This is a genomic window from Pedobacter sp. UBA4863 (assembly GCF_002399615.1).
GTDB lineage: Bacteria > Bacteroidota > Bacteroidia > Sphingobacteriales > Sphingobacteriaceae > Pedobacter.
On the sequence record NZ_DHDZ01000038.1, the window covers coordinates 136336 to 155751 of the forward strand.

The 19416-nt window shown below is 37.8% G+C and carries 16 protein-coding genes; 9 read left to right on the forward strand and 7 right to left on the reverse strand.

What is annotated here, in order from left to right; translation table 11 throughout:
* Nucleotides 1-42: 42 nt before the first annotated feature.
* The 3 genes from plsY to B3I52_RS09765 are packed head-to-tail and all read right to left on the reverse strand — an operon-like array spanning nt 43 to nt 2041.
* Nucleotides 43-690 carry a glycerol-3-phosphate 1-O-acyltransferase PlsY gene (gene plsY, locus B3I52_RS09755; RefSeq protein ID WP_293300796.1) on the reverse strand — a complete coding sequence of 216 codons (648 nt, stop codon included), beginning with the start codon at nt 688-690 and terminating at the stop codon, nt 43-45.
* Between the two features lie 59 nt (nt 691-749).
* Nucleotides 750-1592, reverse strand: a complete 843-nt coding sequence (gene nadC / locus B3I52_RS09760) for a carboxylating nicotinate-nucleotide diphosphorylase (protein ID WP_293300798.1) — start codon at nt 1590-1592, stop codon at nt 750-752.
* A 50-nt stretch (nt 1593-1642) separates the two neighbouring features.
* Nucleotides 1643-2041, reverse strand: a complete 399-nt coding sequence (locus B3I52_RS09765; RefSeq protein WP_293300800.1) for a DUF4783 domain-containing protein — start codon at nt 2039-2041, stop codon at nt 1643-1645.
* 131 nt (nt 2042-2172) lie between these two features.
* Here B3I52_RS09765 and gpmI point away from each other — a divergent pair, with 131 nt between their 5' ends.
* On the forward strand, nt 2173-3693 hold the full coding sequence (gene gpmI, locus B3I52_RS09770; protein ID WP_293300802.1) for a 2,3-bisphosphoglycerate-independent phosphoglycerate mutase: 1521 nt from the start codon (nt 2173-2175) through the stop codon (nt 3691-3693).
* Nucleotides 3693-4220 (forward strand): hypothetical protein, encoded by a 528-nt coding sequence (locus B3I52_RS09775; RefSeq protein ID WP_293300804.1) that lies wholly within the window; start codon nt 3693-3695, stop codon nt 4218-4220. Before gpmI ends, B3I52_RS09775 begins: the two co-directional genes overlap by 1 nt.
* Before the next feature lie 2 nt (nt 4221-4222).
* Here the strand turns inward: B3I52_RS09775 and B3I52_RS09780 are convergent, their stop codons facing one another.
* Nucleotides 4223-4849 carry a tetratricopeptide repeat protein gene (locus B3I52_RS09780; RefSeq protein ID WP_293300806.1) on the reverse strand — a complete coding sequence of 209 codons (627 nt, stop codon included), beginning with the start codon at nt 4847-4849 and terminating at the stop codon, nt 4223-4225.
* A 371-nt stretch (nt 4850-5220) separates the two neighbouring features.
* Between B3I52_RS09780 and lon the strand changes: the two genes are divergently transcribed.
* Both lon and B3I52_RS09790 read left to right on the forward strand, forming a co-directional pair.
* The gene (gene lon / locus B3I52_RS09785; protein ID WP_293300808.1) at nt 5221-7686 is read left to right on the forward strand and encodes an endopeptidase La; all 2466 of its coding nucleotides are present in this window, start codon (nt 5221-5223) and stop codon (nt 7684-7686) included.
* A gap of 3 nt (nt 7687-7689) precedes the next feature.
* Complete coding sequence (locus tag B3I52_RS09790) at nt 7690-8640, forward strand: lipid A deacylase LpxR family protein (protein WP_293300810.1); 951 nt, start codon at nt 7690-7692, stop codon at nt 8638-8640.
* Between the two features lie 26 nt (nt 8641-8666).
* Here B3I52_RS09790 and arfB read toward each other — a convergent pair whose 3' ends face one another.
* A complete protein-coding gene (arfB, locus tag B3I52_RS09795; RefSeq protein ID WP_293300812.1) occupies nt 8667-9089 on the reverse strand; it encodes an alternative ribosome rescue aminoacyl-tRNA hydrolase ArfB in 423 nt (140 codons plus the stop codon).
* Between the two features lie 59 nt (nt 9090-9148).
* On the opposite strand from arfB, the gene cmk reads away from it, so the two are divergent.
* From cmk to B3I52_RS09815, 4 genes are all read left to right on the forward strand, one after another.
* Nucleotides 9149-9835, forward strand: a complete 687-nt coding sequence (gene cmk / locus B3I52_RS09800; protein WP_293300814.1) for a (d)CMP kinase — start codon at nt 9149-9151, stop codon at nt 9833-9835.
* A gap of 57 nt (nt 9836-9892) precedes the next feature.
* Nucleotides 9893-10711: a 3-keto-disaccharide hydrolase gene (locus tag B3I52_RS09805; RefSeq protein ID WP_293300816.1), complete on the forward strand. Its 819-nt coding sequence runs from the start codon at nt 9893-9895 to the stop codon at nt 10709-10711.
* Between the two features lie 525 nt (nt 10712-11236).
* Nucleotides 11237-13168: a 30S ribosomal protein S1 gene (rpsA, locus tag B3I52_RS09810; protein WP_293300818.1), complete on the forward strand. Its 1932-nt coding sequence runs from the start codon at nt 11237-11239 to the stop codon at nt 13166-13168.
* Nucleotides 13169-13390: 222 nt separating this feature from the next.
* The gene (locus B3I52_RS09815) at nt 13391-15055 is read left to right on the forward strand and encodes a beta-N-acetylhexosaminidase (RefSeq protein WP_293300819.1); all 1665 of its coding nucleotides are present in this window, start codon (nt 13391-13393) and stop codon (nt 15053-15055) included.
* 76 nt (nt 15056-15131) lie between these two features.
* Here the strand turns inward: B3I52_RS09815 and B3I52_RS09820 are convergent, their stop codons facing one another.
* Nucleotides 15132-16550 carry an alanine/glycine:cation symporter family protein gene (locus tag B3I52_RS09820; protein WP_293300820.1) on the reverse strand — a complete coding sequence of 473 codons (1419 nt, stop codon included), beginning with the start codon at nt 16548-16550 and terminating at the stop codon, nt 15132-15134.
* A 105-nt stretch (nt 16551-16655) separates the two neighbouring features.
* On the reverse strand, nt 16656-17567 hold the full coding sequence (locus B3I52_RS09825) for an AraC family transcriptional regulator (RefSeq protein WP_293300822.1): 912 nt from the start codon (nt 17565-17567) through the stop codon (nt 16656-16658).
* A 176-nt stretch (nt 17568-17743) separates the two neighbouring features.
* Here B3I52_RS09825 and B3I52_RS09830 point away from each other — a divergent pair, with 176 nt between their 5' ends.
* Nucleotides 17744-19249, forward strand: coding sequence for an aldehyde dehydrogenase family protein (locus tag B3I52_RS09830; protein WP_293300823.1), 1506 nt, complete (start codon nt 17744-17746; stop codon nt 19247-19249).
* Nucleotides 19250-19416: the final 167 nt, after the last annotated feature.

Below are 19416 nucleotides of genomic sequence, written 5' to 3' on the forward strand. Positions count from 1 at the left end.
ACAAATAACTCTTTAAAGTAAATTTTGTTTGTAGCTTTTGGCCTAGGCTTGTTTTTTTTTAAATAGATACACTTTAGATTCTTTTCCTTTAAGTAAACGCTCTATATTTTTCTGATGTGTTACCAAAATAAGCACACACACACAGATGCTATACAGCACTTCTGATTTTACCGATGACTGGAAAACAAAAACCGTACCTAAAGGAAAAGCAAAACCTGCACAAATAGAACTTAAAGAAACGTATTTTGAGGTTAATAGCACCACAATAAACACGCTTACACAAAGCAGGGCGGCCCACGGGTTTACCGCTAAAATCATCCCAAATAGCGTTGCTACACCTTTACCGCCTCTAAAACCTGCAAAAATTGGAAACAAATGTCCCATTACCGCAATTACACCAAGGGCCAATTCGTAATTAACAAATTGTGCAGAGTATTGCGGCCCTGTTACCGAAAGTCCAATTAAATAAGCGAGCTTAGTTGCTGTAAAGCCTTTCATGATATCAATGGTCATTACCACAATACCCGGTTTTTTCCCTAAAACTCTAAAAGTATTTGTAGCTCCCGCATTTCCACTGCCATATTCGCGTACGTCGATACCATAAAAGGCCTGCCCTAACCAAACCGCCGTAGGTATAGACCCCAAAAGGTAGGCAGCAATAAGTGCAGAAATAGAATAGATTGAAATCATCAGCCTACAATGATAATAAAAAAAATGTTCTCGAAAAGATTAGAAATCTGCTGCCCATATTAAAAAGCCTTCAAACTCAAATCCAAGCTTTTTACAGAATGGGTCAATGCCCCCATCGAGATAAAATCAACACCGCACGCGGCATAATCAATTACGTTTTCTTCTAAAATTCCACCAGAAGCTTCAGTTAAAAACCTGCCATCAATTAGCTCTACAGCTTGTTTCAACAAGGGCAGCTCAAAATTATCGAGCATAATTCTATCTACCTTACCAATGGCCAGTACTTGCTTCAGTTCTTCCAAATTTCTAACCTCTATTTCTATTTGAAGTTGCTTTCCAGTATCTTTTAAATAGGCGTTTGACTGATTAATGGCATTTGCAATACTACCAGCGTAATCTACATGATTATCTTTAATCAAAATCATATCGTATAGCCCCATACGATGATTTACGCCACCACCAATTCTTACCGCCCATTTTTCCAAGTAACGTAACCCTGGTGTTGTTTTTCTTGTATCTAATACTTTTGTCTTGTAACCTTCCAAACGTTTTACAATGCGATTTGTTTGCGTAGCAATGCCACTCATGCGCTGCATACAATTAAGCACTAAACGTTCGGCCAGTAATATGGCGTGTGTACTGCCATGAACGGTAAAAGCTATATCGCCCAGATTTACCTCATCACCATCTTTCAAGAAAGTTTCCACTTTTAGTGAAGAATCTATTTGGTTAAAGATGGCCAATGCAAGCTCAACACCCGCTAAAATTCCTTTTTCCTTAACAATAAGTTTGGCTTTACCTTGCGTACCTAGAGGTATTGAAGCTAAAGAGGTGTGGTCACCATCTCCAATATCTTCAGCAATTGCATTTTTTATAAACAGATCAATAAGTTTCTTATCCAAAACGATATAATTTTGCCACAAAAATAGCAAAATGCATATTAATTATAGAACTAGCTATCCTGTTCTATACGTAACTCTGTGATTAAAAAACTATTAGAAACTTTTTTCATGGTAATAGTTACCCTAAATTTCTCGGTTTTAGAAGTAAGGGAAAGAATAGTTAACCTATAATTGGGGTTATTGGTAAGCTTATGGATAATACTCGTTTTATTGGGCGGATTTTTAAGAAAAAAATCTTTAAGAATCTGTTCAGCTTGTGCTTTATTATATACATCTTCTTGATCAATAATGATCAATTCTATAGACGTAGCAAAACTTTTCGCAATTTCTTTAGAGTTACCTTGCCTAAATTTTACAGCTAACTCATCAGCAATATCTGCCTGCATGACCATTTGAGGCTGAAAGTTCAAAAACATTAGCATAAACGCAAGCGCAGACTTAAACATCATCTTATAAAACTAAAACGAACTTACCGCCAAAACTATGCCATTTATCTACATTTAAGCTCACAATTATTGGATTCGGGGCTTATTTCAGTGTATATTTGTACTACAATCTTTTACTAATAACAATTAACATAATGCAAACTAAAAAACTGGTACTTTTAATTCTTGACGGATGGGGATATGGAAAAAAAGATAAATCTGATGCAGCCTATGCTGCAAAAACGCCTTTTTTCGATTCGTTACTTCTAAATTACCCCAACTCAAAGCTAGAAGCTTCTGGAGAGGCGGTTGGCCTACCGGCTGGCCAAATGGGAAATTCGGAAGTAGGCCACATGAATTTAGGTGCCGGACGTGTAGTTTACCAAGAACTGGGGCGCATTAACAAAGCTATCGCCGACCGTACCTTACACCATAACCCAACCTTATTAAACGCATTTTCGTACGCGAAAGAGAACAATAAACCCGTACATTTTATAGGCCTTGTTTCTGATGGTGGCGTACATGCACACCTAAACCATTTAATGGCCCTTTGTGATGCAGCCCAAGAAAACGGCTTGCAAGATGTATTTATCCACGCATTTTTAGATGGTAGAGATACAGCCCCTAATGGTGGCTTAAACTATATTAGCACTTTAGATAAACATTTAGCAAATGCTACTGGTAAGATTGCTAGCATAGTAGGCAGGTATTACGCCATGGACAGAGACAATAGATGGGAACGTGTAAAATTAGCTTATGATGTAATGGTAAACGGGATTGGCGAAAAGTTTTCTAGTCCAGAATTAGCCATACAGCACTCTTATGCCGAAGGAATTACAGATGAATTTACCAAACCAATGGTAATGGTAGATGAAAATGAAAATCCGATAGCGACAATAAAAGAAGGCGATGTTGTAATTTGTTTTAACTATAGAACAGATAGAGGTAGAGAAATTACCCAAGCACTTTCTCAAAAAGATTTTCCAGCGCAAAATATGCACAAACTACCATTGTATTATGTTACCATGACTACTTACGATGAAAGTTTTGAAAATGTGAACGTAATTTTTACAAAAGACGACTTAAACAACACCTTGGGCGAGGTTTTAGAAGCCAACCATAAAAATCAAATCAGAATAGCCGAGACTGAAAAATACCCTCACGTTACCTTCTTCTTTTCTGGCGGGAGAGAAAAGGAATTTGCAAATGAAAAACGCATTTTAGTGCCTTCGCCAAAAGTAGCAACCTACGATTTGCAGCCCGAAATGAGTGCAGCAGGAATTACCGAAGCAATTACTAAGGAATTGCAAAGCCAATGGCCTGATTTTGTTTGCTTAAACTTTGCCAATCCGGATATGGTTGGCCATACTGGCGTATTCGATGCTGTAGTTAAAGCTGTAGAAACGGTTGATGCCTGCACCAAAACTGTGGTAGAAACTGGAATTGCAAATGGCTACTCCTTTATTATTTTGGCCGACCACGGCAATGCAGAGTTTATGTTAAACCCAGATGGCTCCGTAAATACGGCACACACCACCAACTTAGTGCCTTGCATATTAATTGATAAGGACTACAAAGCCATTGCAGATGGAAAATTGGGAGACATTGGCCCAACCATATTAAAAATAATGGAAATAGAAGCTCCTTCAATTATGACAGGAAACTGTTTAGTATAATGAAACAATTAATTTTAGGCGTATTTGTTTTATCGTTGTTTTCTTGTAACCAACAAGAAGATAAAAAAACAAGTACGCCCAATTATTTTGATGTAGCTGGATATTTTAAGCAGGAAGCTGTGCGTTTACAAAAATTTAATCCTACCATACACAAAATCGTAAGTGCAAATGGCAAAAATGAGCAAAAAAATACTCACATAACCAACTGGGAAACAGAATTAACTAGTTTCAGCAGTGCTGATATTAACAAAGCTTCATGGAAAGGAGAATTTACCGAAACGTTAAAGAATGATAACAGCTTAAGCTACACCACTAACAATCCAAAAATACCCATTAAAAAAATTGAGATTATAAAAAATCATCATCAAATTAAGGGCATTAAAATATTTAAGCTAACCAACAACTACCTTTATACTTCTACAGATACCTTACTATATTATCCCGATAGTTTATATTTCATTCGTAGTGAGCAAAAAATTAAACTGCTTAGCAAAAAGATATATCAAATTAAGGGAGAATGGAAGTAAGCTTATTTTAAACTCGCAATTTGAGCCTTTACATAATCAATCATAGCTATCACATCCTTTTTTAAGGGCTGCATGGTTAGTATCTTCTGGAAATCGGCTATAGAACTATTAAACAAAGCAATACAAGCATTTTTTTCTGCTGTTTTCTTTGACTTATACGATCTAAATATACCATAATCTTTATAGGCCACTCCCCTATTCTGTAAAATTTGGATATCTTCTTCTCCACTAATTTCCATTGCTTTAGAAAAATCCTTAATTGCAGCCGTATAAAAGTCTTCCCGCATCTGGTTAAGGGCCTCCTTAGGTGCATTAGCTATGTTCAGCCTTGCTTTTCCTCTATAGTAATACGCAGAATAATCTGTTGGTTTTTGCGCTATTAAACGGGTATAAGCAGCTATGGCATTTTCAAAATCGGCATTTTGGAAATAAGAATAGCCCAACATTTTTAACACATTGGTATTATTAGGATTTTTAGCTTCTGCTTTCTCCAACGATACCACAGCCGCTTTAAAATCGCCCTTCATCCAAGCCTGTGCACCCTGTTTTTCGAAAACACTCTGTGCCTGAACTTTAAACCCAAATATGGCAGTTGCCAATAGTAAACAAGACTTTACAATAAGTTTCATTAAAATATTTTTATAATAAGCGCACATTTATAAACCAAACGTGAGTTGCTAATTTACTTTTTGATATACAATTATACAATTAACGAACAATATTTATAATTATGATAACCATTAATATTTTTAAGCAGCATGACTTTTTTGCCGAAAAGCATACTAGCCAAAAAAATATTTCATTTAACCACTATGTTTGCTTAATGCTAAACTAATCTTATTTTCAAGGTGTTTAAGAAATATAAGGCCTAAAAAACATATCCTTAATGAAAAAAATATATTTTGGCATAAGAGTTGAAAATATAGGTTTGCACAACTAATTGATAAATTTAAAGCGGCAATGCTGTCATATTGTCGCCTACCTTATAAATACAAACTCGATGAACAAACAAGACCCGTTTGATTTTAATACATTACCTATTATAAACGAAGACACAGAGTTTTTCCCATTAATGTCGCAACAGGATGAAGATGACATGAATAATGAAGAAACTCCCGAAATACTTTCTATACTTCCATTAAGAAATACTGTTTTATTTCCTGGGGTAGTTATACCTATTACTGTTGGCAGAGATAAGTCTATCAAATTAATAAAAGAAGCTTACAAAGGCGATAGGGTAATTGGTGTAGTGGCACAAAAAGATGTTTCTATTGAAGACCCTAGCTTTGAGCAATTGCATGGTGTAGGTACGGTAGCGCATATCATTAAGATGCTGCAAATGCCCGATGGCAACACTACCGTAATTATTCAGGGCAAACAGCGTTTTCAATTGGTAGAAGAAGTACAAAACGAGCCATTCATTAAAGCTGTGGTGGCCAAGTTTGTAGAAACCAAACATAAAGCAGACAAAGAGTTTAAAGGCTTGGTAGCGGCAATTAAAGAAATGTCGAGCCAAATTATTCAGCTTTCTCCAAACATTCCGAGCGAGGCAGGAATTGCATTAAAAAATATCGAAAGCACCTCTTTTTTAATCAATTTCATTTCATCGAACATGAATGCCGATATGGCCGACAAGCAAAAAATGCTTGAAATGGGCAACCTGCGCAAACGTGCCGAAAGAGTGATGGAACTGCTTACGCTAGAGTTGCAGATGTTAGAGTTGAAAAATCAGATCCAGTCTAAAGTTAGAACCGATTTAGATAAACAGCAACGCGACTATTTCCTTAACCAACAGCTAAAAACAATTCAGGAAGAATTAGGTAATTCGAGCGACCTTGAATTTGAGGCCTTGCAAGCACGTGCCAAAAAGAAAAAGTGGAAAGTTGAAGTTAAAGAGCATTTCAATAAAGAAATAGAAAAATTGGGTAGAATGAACCCAGCTGCACCAGACTATTCTATACAAATGAATTATCTGGAGCTGCTTTTAGAGTTACCTTGGGGCGAGTTTACCAAAGACAATTTCGATTTAAAACGTGCACAACGTGTTTTAGACAAAGACCATTTTGGTTTAGAAAAAGTAAAACAGCGTATCATCGAATATTTAGCAGTACTAAAGCTAAAACGCGATATGAAAGCGCCTATTTTATGCTTAGTTGGCCCTCCGGGAGTTGGTAAAACATCGTTAGGAAAATCTATTGCCAAAGCTTTAAACCGCAAATATGTACGTATGGCATTAGGCGGTGTAAGAGACGAAGCCGAAATTCGCGGGCACCGTAAAACCTACATCGGCGCTATGCCTGGCCGTATCATCCAGTCTATTAAAAAAGCAGGTGCAGACAACCCCGTGTTTGTTTTAGATGAGATTGATAAAGTAGGTTCTGATTTTAGAGGCGACCCTTCATCAGCTTTGCTAGAAGTGCTAGACCCTGAACAAAACAGCGCTTTTAACGACCATTATGTAGAGGCCGATTACGATCTTTCGAATGTTTTGTTTATTGCTACGGCAAACTCTTTAAGCACCATACAACCTGCCTTGTTAGACCGTATGGAAATTATAGAAGTAAACGGTTATACCATTGAAGAGAAAATAGAAATTGCTAAAAAATATTTATTGCCAAAACAAAAAGAAATACACGGATTAGACAATAAACAAATCACGCTTAAAAACTCGTTAATTGAAAAAGTAATTGAAGATTATACAAGAGAAAGCGGTGTGCGTGGCTTAGAGAAAAAAATTGGTTCGTTGGTACGTGGTGTTGCCACTAAAATTGCCATGGAAGAAGCGTATGAACCAGCTTTAGATAACGCTGATGTAGAAAGAATTTTAGGCGCACCTATTTTTGATAAAGATGCATACGAAGGCAACGAAGTGGCAGGCGTAGTTACCGGCCTAGCTTGGACACAGGTTGGCGGCGATATTTTATTTATTGAGGCGAGCCTAAGCCCTGGCAAAGGCAAATTAACTTTAACAGGAAATTTGGGCGATGTAATGAAGGAATCTGCCGTAATTGCTTTGGCATACCTAAGGGCACACGCCAATCTTTTCAATATCAATTACGAGCTTTTCGATAATTTCGATATCCACGTTCACGTACCTGCCGGCGCAACGCCTAAAGATGGCCCTTCGGCAGGTATTACCATGCTTACAGCGTTAACATCGGCATTTACGCAGCGTAAAGTAAAATCTAATTTAGCCATGACAGGCGAGATTACACTTCGCGGAAAAGTATTGCCAGTTGGCGGAATTAAAGAGAAAATCTTAGCTGCCAAACGTGCCAATATTAAGGAAATCATTTTATGTAAATCTAACCGCAAGGATATTTTAGAAATTAAAGAAGATTACATCAAGGATTTGAAATTTCACTATGTGAGTGACATGCAAGAAGTGATTAATTTGGCACTAACAAAAGACAAGGTTAAAAATCCGATTGATTTAACAATAAAAACAAAGCCTAGTACCAATTAAAAAATGTACAAAAAACTCGTTCTGGCTACTCTTGCCATTTTAGCTATTATTTATGATTCTTGTGCTCAAGAGTACAAGAACGAGTTTGCTTTTAAAAGTGATAATGACGCTTATCTTTGGTACGGCCAAGATCGTTATTACACTAACGGTTTGTTCGTTTATTTTAGACATGCGACCAACCAGCAAAAGCTAAACAAAAAACTCGAAAAGTTTATCTACGAGATAACCGCCGCACAAAAAATGTACAATCCGCGTTCCGGTTATAGCCCTGATCCAAAAACGCACGACAGACCTTTTGCGGCCTATTTATATGGCGGCGCAAGTGCAAATTTTTTCTATAAAAAAGAAAGTTTACTAAAAATTGGTGTACACTTAGGCGTAATTGGCCCTGATGCCTTAGGTGAAGATGCCCAAAAACTATTACATCGTATGGTTGGCTTTTACGAAGTACAAGGCTGGGATTACCAAATTGCTAGCAGCATAGACTTCAACACTAGTGCCCAATACGCCAAACTATTACATCGTAGTACCGATAAAACTGTAGATTTCACTTTAGACAGTTATGTTAACCTTGGCACAACCTTTACCGGGGCAGGCCTAGGGGTAGTTTTCAGAGCTGGCGACATCAATCAGCTTTTTAATTCGGTGCATTACAATGCAGCAATTGGCAACAATAGTAAAACGGAGAAACTGAAAAAGAAAGAGTTTTACTTTTACGCCAAACCGCAGTTAAATTATGTGGCGTACGATGCTACTGTACAGGGTAGTTTAGCTAACGGCCATAGTCCCGTAACGTTTGGTGTAAAACCTTTGGTGTTTTCGCAAACTTTGGGCTTCAATTATAGCAGTCCCCGTTTTACAATAGATTATAGCTTGATATTTTTGTCTAAAGAAATTAAAAGCAATGCAAAGGCGCATCAATACGGCAGTATTTCTATGTATTATCGGTTTTAACTCCTAAATCCCTTAAAAGGGACTTTTTACCATTCCCCTTTTGCGGAGCGAGGGGCTTTCCTACTCTCTTTCTTTTGTGCGTTTGCCGCTTTGTTTGCTAAGCGTTTTTCTTTAACTGCTTTTGGAACTTTAGTTGCCCTTCTAGGTTTTTGCTCTGTTAAGCCAGCTTTCAAAATTGCCGTAAGCTTTAGCAAAGCACGTTGTTTATTTAACAACTGGCTTCTATCTTCTTGCGAAATTACGTGTAGCAAACCTTCGGTATCTAACCTCGACACCAGTTTTTCTTTTAAACGTTGCTTTTCTTCGTCAGTAAAAAAATGCGCCTCGTCGATATTAAAAACAAGTTCTACTTTACTCGAAACCTTATTTACATTTTGCCCGCCTTTACCACCACTTCTCGAGGTTTTAAAGCTCACTATTTTCAATATTTCTGCGGGTTCTGGTAACATGGCACAAAAGTAGTTTTAATTTCATTAAGTAGGTCTAACTGTATTATATTTGCAGCAATATGAGAAAAAATCTGGTGATAGCCATAGATGGTTACTCGTCTTGCGGAAAAAGTACCTTAGCAAAAGCACTAGCAAAGAAATTAGGCTTTATCTATATCGACAGTGGTGCCATGTATCGAGCCATTACCTTGTATTTTTTACGCAACAATGTGGATTTTGAAAATCACGATGCCGTTGTAGATGCCCTGCAGCACATCGAATTAAACTTCCATTCAAAAGATTACGAATCGCACATCACCTTAAATGGCGAAGAAGTTTCTGATGAAATCAGATTAATGCCGGTTTCTGAAGCGGTAAGCCCAGTTTCGGCCATTAAGGAAGTGCGCAAAGAAATGGTGAAACAGCAGCAACGCATGGGAAAATCGAAAAACATTGTAATGGATGGTCGTGATATTGGCACGGCTGTTTTTCCGGATGCGCAGGTGAAATTTTTCATGACAGCCGACCCTAAAATTAGGGCAGAACGCCGTTACAATGAAATGTTAGCCAAAGGCGATACTACTATTACCTTAGAAGAAGTATTTGAAAACATTGCCCATCGTGATTATGCGGACACCACCAGAGAGGAAAGCCCGCTTACACGTGCCGAAGACGCTATTATTTTAGACAATACCGATATTACTGAAGAAGAACAATTGGCTTTTGCTTTAGAGAAAGTTGAACCATTCCTAAATCAAGCTGTATAATTTTTTTACTGATTCTATAAATTTTCTCTTATATTTCATCCATTAGATACGAATTGGATGAAACATATATTAACCTTACTTTTTACACTTAGCACCTTCTCTTCTTTTGACCAAAAAGGCTGGATTAATCTTTTTAATGGCAAAGACTTAAAAGACTGGAACATTAAAATTGCCAAGCACAATTACAACGAAAATTTTGGCAACACTTTTTACGTACAAGATGGATTGATGAAAGTAAAATACGATGGCTACGATAAATTTGACCAACAATATGGCCATATATTCTATAAAAAACCATTCTCACACTATTTATTAAAAATACAGTACCGTTTTGTTGGCGAACAGGCCAAAGGTGGCGAAGGTTGGGCTTTGAGAAATAGCGGAGCGATGTTGCACTGCCAAGACCCTGCTACCATGCTAAAAAACCAAGACTTTCCTATTTCTGTAGAAGCACAATTATTAGGTGGCAACGGAAAAGACGAACGCCCTACTGGCAATGTTTGTACACCAGGAACAACCATAGAGATTAAAGACAAACTGTTTACACCGCACTGCTTAAATAGCACATCAAAAACTTACCACGGCGAACAGTGGGTTACTGCCGAGTTTTTGGTATTAGGCGATTCGGTAATTAAGCATATTATTAACAAAGACACTGTTTTAACTTATACTAAACCTAAAATTGGCGGTGGTAACGTGGCTAATTTCGACCCTAAAGTTAAGGAAGATGGTAAGCGCTTAACTGGCGGATATATCGCTTTGCAAAGTGAAAGTCACCCTATTGAATTTAGAACGGTGAAGTTATTTGATTTGCAACCTTATACAAATGATCAAAAGAAGTTGGAGAAGGTTTTGGAAAAATTGAAGAAAAAGTAATTATTAAATTTCTGCTGTTCGACATTTGTAATGTCGAACTACATATCGCAGGATTTGTAATCCTGTTTTATTAATCAGATTAAAAATACTTAGGTAGGACTTCGGGATTTGTAATCCCGAAGAGCAAAGATTGCGTCATTTCGAAGGAGGTACGACTGAGAAATCTCTAAGTTAGCAGCACAGATTTAACAGATTTAACTTCGTTGATTTTCAATTTTCTCTGCGTTCGAAATGACGTGAAAGGAGGACACAAAAAGATTGCAGCGGATAGCGGGACTGTATTTACCTATATTATGCTGACAAAATTTCCCAAAAAAGTTGGCATTTAAATCGAAACAAGGCTAAGCGAATTTTGAAAGAGATCCTTCGCTGTACTCAGGATGACAAAGTGCAGATAAAAAAACCGCTAAACCAAAATTCAACGCACTAAATATCAGTAACATTTATTTAAAAATAGTTTTGTTTTTTTAATATTATGCGTACCTTTGCCGTCCCTAAATAGGGAAAAAAGGAGATAATTAATTAATGGCAAAAAAACAAGTTGCAGAAAAAGAACTAGAGGCTAAAACAGCCGAACTACAAGGTGCAGACGCCCGTTTGAACCAAAAGGAAACTATTGAGTCAGAAGCTGATTCAGTATCGATCGAACAGATCAAATCACAATTAGCAACCCCTTCAGCAGATTTTGACTGGGATGCAGACGACAAAGTTTTTGGTAACTACAATGACGAAGACCGTAAAAAGTTTGAAGCAATGTACACCGATACTTTCAATCAAATCACTCAAGGTGAGATCATTTCTGGTACAGTAGTATCAATTAACAACAAAGACGTAGTATTAAACGTAGGTTTCAAATCTGACGGTTTAGTATCGGCATCTGAGTTCCGTGATTTACCTGAGTTGAAAATTGGCGATTCAGTTGACGTGTTTGTAGAAGCACCTGAAGATGCAAATGGCCAGTTAATTTTATCTCGTAAGAGAGCAAAAACTCAACGTTCTTGGGAAACTATCAACGCTGCGCTTGACAATGACACAATCATTAACGGTTTCGTTAAGAGCCGCACTAAAGGTGGTCTTATTGTTGACATCATGGGTGTTGAGGCGTTCTTGCCAGGATCTCAAATCGACATTAAACCAATCCGTGATTACGATATCTATGTTGGTAAAACAATGGAATTCAAAGTGGTTAAAATTAACCATGAGTTCAAAAACGTTGTGGTATCACACAAAGTATTAATCGAGGACGATTTAGAGTCGCAAAAAGTTGAAATCGTTTCTAAATTAGAAAAAGGACAAGTACTTGAAGGTACTGTTAAAAATATCACTGATTTCGGTGTATTCATCGATCTTGGCGGCGTAGATGGTCTATTACACATCACTGATATTTCTTGGGGCCGCATAGAGCATCCAAAAGAAGTATTGGCGTTAGACCAAAAAATCAACGTGGTTGTTTTAGACTTTGACGATGAGAAAAAACGTATCGCATTAGGCTTAAAACAATTAACTGCTCACCCTTGGGAGAATTTAGACACAGCTATCCAAGTTGGTTCTAAAGTAAAAGGCAAAATCGTAACTGTTGCAGATTACGGTGCTTTCTTAGAAATCATCCCTGGTGTTGAAGGTTTAATCCACGTTTCAGAAATGAGCTGGTCACAAAACTTACGTTCTCCACAAGAGTTCTTAAAAGTTGGTGATGAAATCGAAGCTGAAGTTTTAACTTTAGACCGCGATGAGCGCAAAATGAGCTTGGGTATCAAACAATTAACTCAAGACCCTTGGGGTGGCGTTGCCGAGAAATATCCAGTTGGAAGCAAACACCAAGCTGTTGTTAAAAACATGACTAACTTCGGTGTATTTGTTGAAATTGAAGAAGGAATTGACGGATTGATCCACATTTCTGACCTTTCTTGGAGCAAAAAAATCAACCATCCTAACGAGTTCACCAAAGTTGGCGATACTTTAGATGTTGTTGTGTTAGAACTTGATGTTGATAACCGCAAATTATCTTTAGGTCACAAACAATTGGAAGAAAACCCTTGGGATACTTTCGAAACCGTATTCACTTTAGATTCAATTCACCAAGGTACAGTAATTAAAGTAACTGATAAAGGTGCTGTAATTGCATTACCATATGGCGTTGAAGGTTTTGTACCAACAAAACACATGGCTAAAGAAGATGGTTCTGTACTGAAAGCTGAAGAAACTGCTGATTTCAAAATCATTGAATTCAACAAAGATGCTAAACGTATCGTAGTTTCTCACGCTCGTATCTGGGAAGAAGCTAAAGCAGAAGTAGTTGCAGAAGAAAGAGCAGCTAAGAAAAAAGATGCTAAAGCAGCGAGCTCAGCAGTTAAAAAAGTGAAAGATTCAGTAGAGAAATCAACATTAGGTGATCTTGATGTATTGGCTCAATTGAAATCACAAATGGAAGGCGAAGAGAAAAAAGCTAAAGGCTAATTCTTAAACCAACCGATAAATATTAAATCCCGATAGCGCAAGTTATCGGGATTTTTTTTGGCCTCACCCTATGAAAGTTTTTCGGTTAGCGGCCATCCGCTCAATCAGGTTTAATTAACAAAGCAGCCATTTCTTGACAGCCATGCAATGCAAAAACCTGCATAAAAACTCAAAAACATTCAAGTCATGCGCTTACTTTGTAAATAAACACTATTTTTGAGTATGAAGAAATTTGTATTAACTAGTTTAATGTTCGCTGTTTCACTACTGTCGATGGCTCAAGTGAATATCATACCCAAACCGGTTTACTTAAAAGCAGAACCACAGCAAAAAGGTTTTATTATTAATAGTCAAACACGAATTGTTATAGCAAATGATTCGCTTAAAAATGCAGCAACTTTCTTCAACAGCTATCTTGAAAAATATTTGCAAAACAAGCTTACCATTACTAATGTGAAACCTACTGAAAACTATATCTTACTACAGATCAACACAAGAATAAGCGAGTTCGATAACGCTTACGCACTAAGTTCTTCTACAAAAAACATTACACTTACCGGAACTTCAAAAGCTGGCGTATTTTACGGCACACAAACCTTAATTCAATTGCTACCTACAGTTAAAGCATCAGCATTAAATATTCCAGCAGTAACCATTACAGATTACCCCCGCTTCGATTACCGTGGCATGCACTTAGATGTAAGCCGTCATTTCTTCGATGTAGCGGCCGTTAAACAATACATCGATTATTTGGCCTTACGTAAAATGAACTATTTCCACTGGCACTTAACAGATGATCATGGCTGGAGAATAGAAATCAAGAAATATCCGAAACTAACCGAAATTGGTGCTTGGCGTAATGGCAGTATTGTTGGCTTATGGCCAGGCAAAGGCAACGAGCAAATCAAATATCAAGTTTTACCAAATGAGGTTAAAATTACACCTACAAATGCTACAATTAAAACAGATGGTATTCGTCATGGTGGCTTTTATACACAAGATGAAATTAAGGAAGTAGTTAAATACGCAGCAGATAGATACATTACCATTATTCCCGAGATTGAAATGCCAGCACACAGCATGGCAGCTTTGGCCGCTTACCCAGAGTTTGGCACCGATCCTAAAAGCGGTTACAAAGTAGCAGAAACTTGGGGCATGATGAACAAGTACAACAATGTTTTTCAGGCAAGTGAAAAAACTTTCGGCTTTTTAGAAGACGTTTTAACCGAAGTGATGGCATTATTCCCTTCAAAACACCTCCATATTGGAGGTGATGAGGCTTCGAAAATTTGGTGGAGACAATCTGCAGAAACGCAGCGCATCATGAAAGAGAAAGGCATTAAAGATGAAATTGCATTACAAAGTTATTTCATTCATCGCATTGAGAAATTTGTGAATAGCAAAGACAAAACCATTATTGGCTGGGATGAGATTTTAGATGGCGGCTTAGCACCGAATGCCGTGGTAATGAGCTGGCGTGGCGAAAAAGGTGGCATTGCCGCAGCAAAGGTAAGTCAGAAAGTCATCATGTCGCCAGAAGAAAAACTATACCTAAACCATAAGCAGTTTATGAAAGACGACAGTTTAGCTGCCAATAAATTTTTGCCTTTAGAAACAGTTTACAACTACGAACCTGTACCTGCTGAATTGAATGCCGAACAAGCCAAATACATTTGGGGCGCACAGGGTAATTTATGGTCAGAATATATTGCAAACCCAGCAAAAGTTGAATATATGCTGTTCCCTCGTATGGACGCACTAAGTGAAATTCAATGGTCGCAAAAAGAACAAAAGAATTTCCCAGATTTCTTAAACCGGTTAAAAACACAGTTTAAGCGTTACGATTTAATGGGCATAACCTACAGCAAAAGGTATTTAACACCATAAAAAAATCCCCCAACAAGTTAAGTGCTTTTTGGGGGAATTATCACGAGGCCGTTTCTTTTTAACTAGGCTAAGTCTGCTATTTCCACAAATCAGTATTTTTCACACCAACTTCTTCCGCTTTAAACACAGGATCTTTTCCTTCGGCCTTTTGTTTTTTATAGTCTTTTAACGCTAATAGCGCAGGTTTTCTGAGTAAAAATATTGCCACTATATTAAGCCAAGCCATTGTTCCCACACCAATATCGCCCAATGTCCAAGCTACTTCTGCTGTTTTTACGGTGCCGTACACTACTGCCGCCAACATACATACCCGTAATGCATTCTTCATCCATTTATTATTCGACTTATCTAAATACGTCAAATTTGTTTCGGCAATGTAGTAATAGGCCATAATGGTAGTAAATGCAAAGAAAAATAACGAAACAGCTACAAAACCACCGCCTAATGTCGGAAAATGTGCATTAACTGCCTCTTGCGTAAACCCAGCGCCAATGGCTGTACCTTTTAGGTTTTCAACAATAAAGCCCCCGCCTGGATTTACGACATTGTATTTGCCAGTAAATAAAATCATTAAACCTGTAGCTGTGCATACAAACAGGGTGTCAATGTAAACAGAAAAAGCCTGTACCAAACCTTGCTTTACAGGGTGCGATACCTCGGCAGCAGCAGCAGCATGTGGCGCAGTACCCTGCCCCGCTTCGTTAGAATAAATACCGCGTTTTACTCCCCAGGCAATAGCCATCCCGAACACCCCCGAAAATGCGGTTTCTAAATTAAATGCCGAACTAAAGATCAGGCCAAATACACTTGGAATTTGCTGATAATGGAAAGCTATAATGATTAAAGCCATTAAAATATATCCACCTGCCATAAACGGCACAACAATTTCAGCTACTTTACCTATCCTTTTAACACCACCAAAAATAATTAACGCTAACAGTACCGAAATGGTAATTCCGGAGATGTATGTTGGCACATTAAATGAATTCTGCATACCCACAGCAATACTGTTGCTTTGTACGCCAGGCAAAAATATGGCTGTACTTAAAACAGTAGCTACTGCAAAAACTACGGCATACCATTTTACACCTAAGCCTTTTTCAATGTAATATGCTGGTCCTCCGCGATATTCTCCGTTTTCTAATTTCTTATAAATTTGCCCTAAGGTTGCTTCAATAAATGCAGATGATGCTCCTAAAAAAGCAATAAGCCACATCCAAAACAGGGCTCCCGGCCCTCCCATAGCAATTGCTGTTGCCACACCTGCGATGTTTCCAGTACCAATTCTGCCTGATATGGCAATTGCAAAAGCCTGAAAAGAACTTACACCTTTGCTAGAGGCCTTACCATCGAAAAGTAGCCGCCACATGTCTTTAAGATAAGTGACCTGTAAAAATTTGGTTTTGAGAGAAAAGTAAATGCCAGCTCCCAGACACAATACGATAAGAGCATCGCTCCATATGATATTGTTGATTGTAGTAATAAATTCTTCCACTAAAATTAGATCTTGCTGTTTGTTTAAGGTTATCCGACTAAAATAGACTAAATACCCGTAAATAAGCAGAAAAACGACTAATTTTTAAGGAATGAACGAAAAGTGTTACAAATGCAAAGCGTTAAGCTGGTAGTTGCCCGGTGTTGTACCCACAACTTTTTTAAAAGCCCTAATAAAGTAATTGGCATCGCTAAAGCCTAACTCATAGCTAATTGCCGATATTTTCGTATCTGGATGCATTAAAAGCTCTTTCGCCTTTTTAATCTTTTCGGCCAAGATAAAATCATTAGGGCTAACCCCTAATTCTTTCCTAAATAACCGATAAAACGTAGCCTTGCTCATGCACGCTTTTTCGCTTAAACTATCCACGCTTATTTTTTCGCCTAAATTTGATTTAATATAACCAATCACATAAGCTAATGGATTATTATTAAAATTTCCACCTTGCATTACCATCAAATTCTGAGTTTGAATAATTCTTACTAAAAGCTCTTTAAGTGTTAAATCTGCTAATACATCTTTAGCAGAAGAGGTATCTGCGCATACTTTAATTAATTTGTTTATTAAGGCCGCAATCTCTTCATTATTGTAAAAATGATACTCGTCGTAACTTAGCTCCCACAAATCATTATTGCTCTCTTTAGGAAAATATTCGTTAAGATAATTAATGGTTTGCTTAATTTGAACCTGATCAATGGCCAAAGCAATACACTGTGTAGGTGTGGCATCCGAAGCATCTGGAAAATCAATACGCATAGTTTCTAAAGCTGGCACAATGACAGATTCGCCTGGCAGGTAATCAAATTCTCTAACCTTATCTAAGTGCATCACCTTTTTTCCTCGCAACATACTGGCAATTACAAAATCGTTGAAAGTAAGCGGCACTTGATAGGCTTCTTGGTAAGTTTCAAAAATGTTAAGTTCGCACTTCTCCAGGGTAAAACTCGACCTATTTTCTACCAGTGTACTTAAATTTTTCTGATTGCTTAAGGGCACTAAATTCAACTTTGTGTTCATATGGCATTTCCTTATTTACTCTAATAACGTAAATACATATCACATTGTTAAACAGCACGATAAATTATTTCATTTCCATTACAAACCACCGATACGATTGTGCTATTAGTTGCAACTATTGTACTATCAATCGGCCTCTATTAAACGTAAGTTTGTTTTAACCAAATCTTAAAATAATGGAACAAATTGTAAAAAAACCCGAATTTAAATCTCATTACGACAACTATATTAATGGTGAATTTGTAGTGCCCGTTAACGGAAAATATTTCGACAATATCTCTCCTATTGATGGCAAAGTGTTCACCAAAGCAGCGCATTCAAGTCCAGAAGATTTAGAATTAGCAGTTAACGCAGCATCGGCAGCATTTAAAACTTGGGGTAAAACCTCGGCAACCGAAAGAAGTGTTATCCTCAACAAAATTGCGCAACGCATGGAGGACAACTTGGAGTATTTAGCTACGGTAGAAACCATTGATAATGGTAAAGCCATCAGGGAAACGTTAAATGCCGATATTCCGCTTGCCATTGACCATTTTAGGTATTTTGCTGGCGTAATTCGTGCCGAAGAAGGTTCGCATACAGAACTAGACGAGCACACAGTTTCCTTAATTGTGCATGAGCCAATTGGCGTAGTAGCCCAAATTATTCCTTGGAATTTCCCATTGCTAATGGCCATTTGGAAACTGGCACCTGCCCTAGCTGCTGGCAATACCGTAGTATTAAAACCTGCCGAAAGCACACCAACTTCTATCATGGTGCTAATGGAACTCATTGGCGATTTACTGCCTAAAGGCATTGTAAACGTAGTGAATGGTTTTGGTGCAGAGTTAGGCCGTTCGTTAGTAACCAACCCTAAAGTTGCCAAAGCTGCCTTTACAGGCTCTACACCAACTGGCCGTTTGGTAATGCAGTACGCCACAGAGAACATTATTCCGGTTACGTTAGAGCTAGGCGGCAAATCTCCTAATATTTTCTTCAGTTCTGTAATGGACGAAGACGATGCCTTTTTAGACAAAGCCATTGAAGGCGCAGTACTATTTGCTTTTAACCAAGGCGAAATTTGCACCTGCCCATCGAGGTTATTGGTACAAGAAGATATTTACGATAAATTTATTGCTAAAGTAATTGAAAGAACCAACGCCATTAAGGTAGGTAGTCCTTTAGATAAAACAGTAATGATGGGGGCGCAAGCTTCTAAAATTCAATACGAAAAAATTAAATCTTACATTGAGTTAGGCAAGCAAGAAGGTGCCGAAGTATTAGCCGGTGGCGATGTTAACCAATTACCTGGCGAGTTAGAAGGCGGTTATTATATTAAACCAACCTTGTTTAAGGGCCATAACAAAATGCGTATTTTCCAAGAAGAAATTTTTGGCCCAGTATTGGCCGTAACGACTTTTAAAACAGTAGAAGAAGCAATAGAAATTGCCAACGATACTTTATACGGCCTAGGTGCCGGTGTTTGGACCAGAGATGCGCACGAACTTTACCAAGTACCAAGAGCAATACAGGCAGGCCGTGTTTGGGTAAACCAATACCACGCTTACCCTGCAGGAGCACCATTTGGCGGCTACAAACAATCGGGTATTGGCAGAGAAAACCATAAAATGATGTTAGGTCACTATCGCCAAACAAAAAATATGTTGATCTCTTACAACAAAAACAAATTAGGTTTCTTTTAATAGCAATTAACTTTTTATTTATATCCTAGATTGCTTCGCAATACGCATTTACCAAGTTGTAACATTCATCAACCTCGTAAATTTTGCGAAGCAATCTTTCTTCAAGAAGGGAGCAAAAATGGTTAAGAGACTAGATAGTACCGAAAAAGCTAAAGAACTGATTAAAG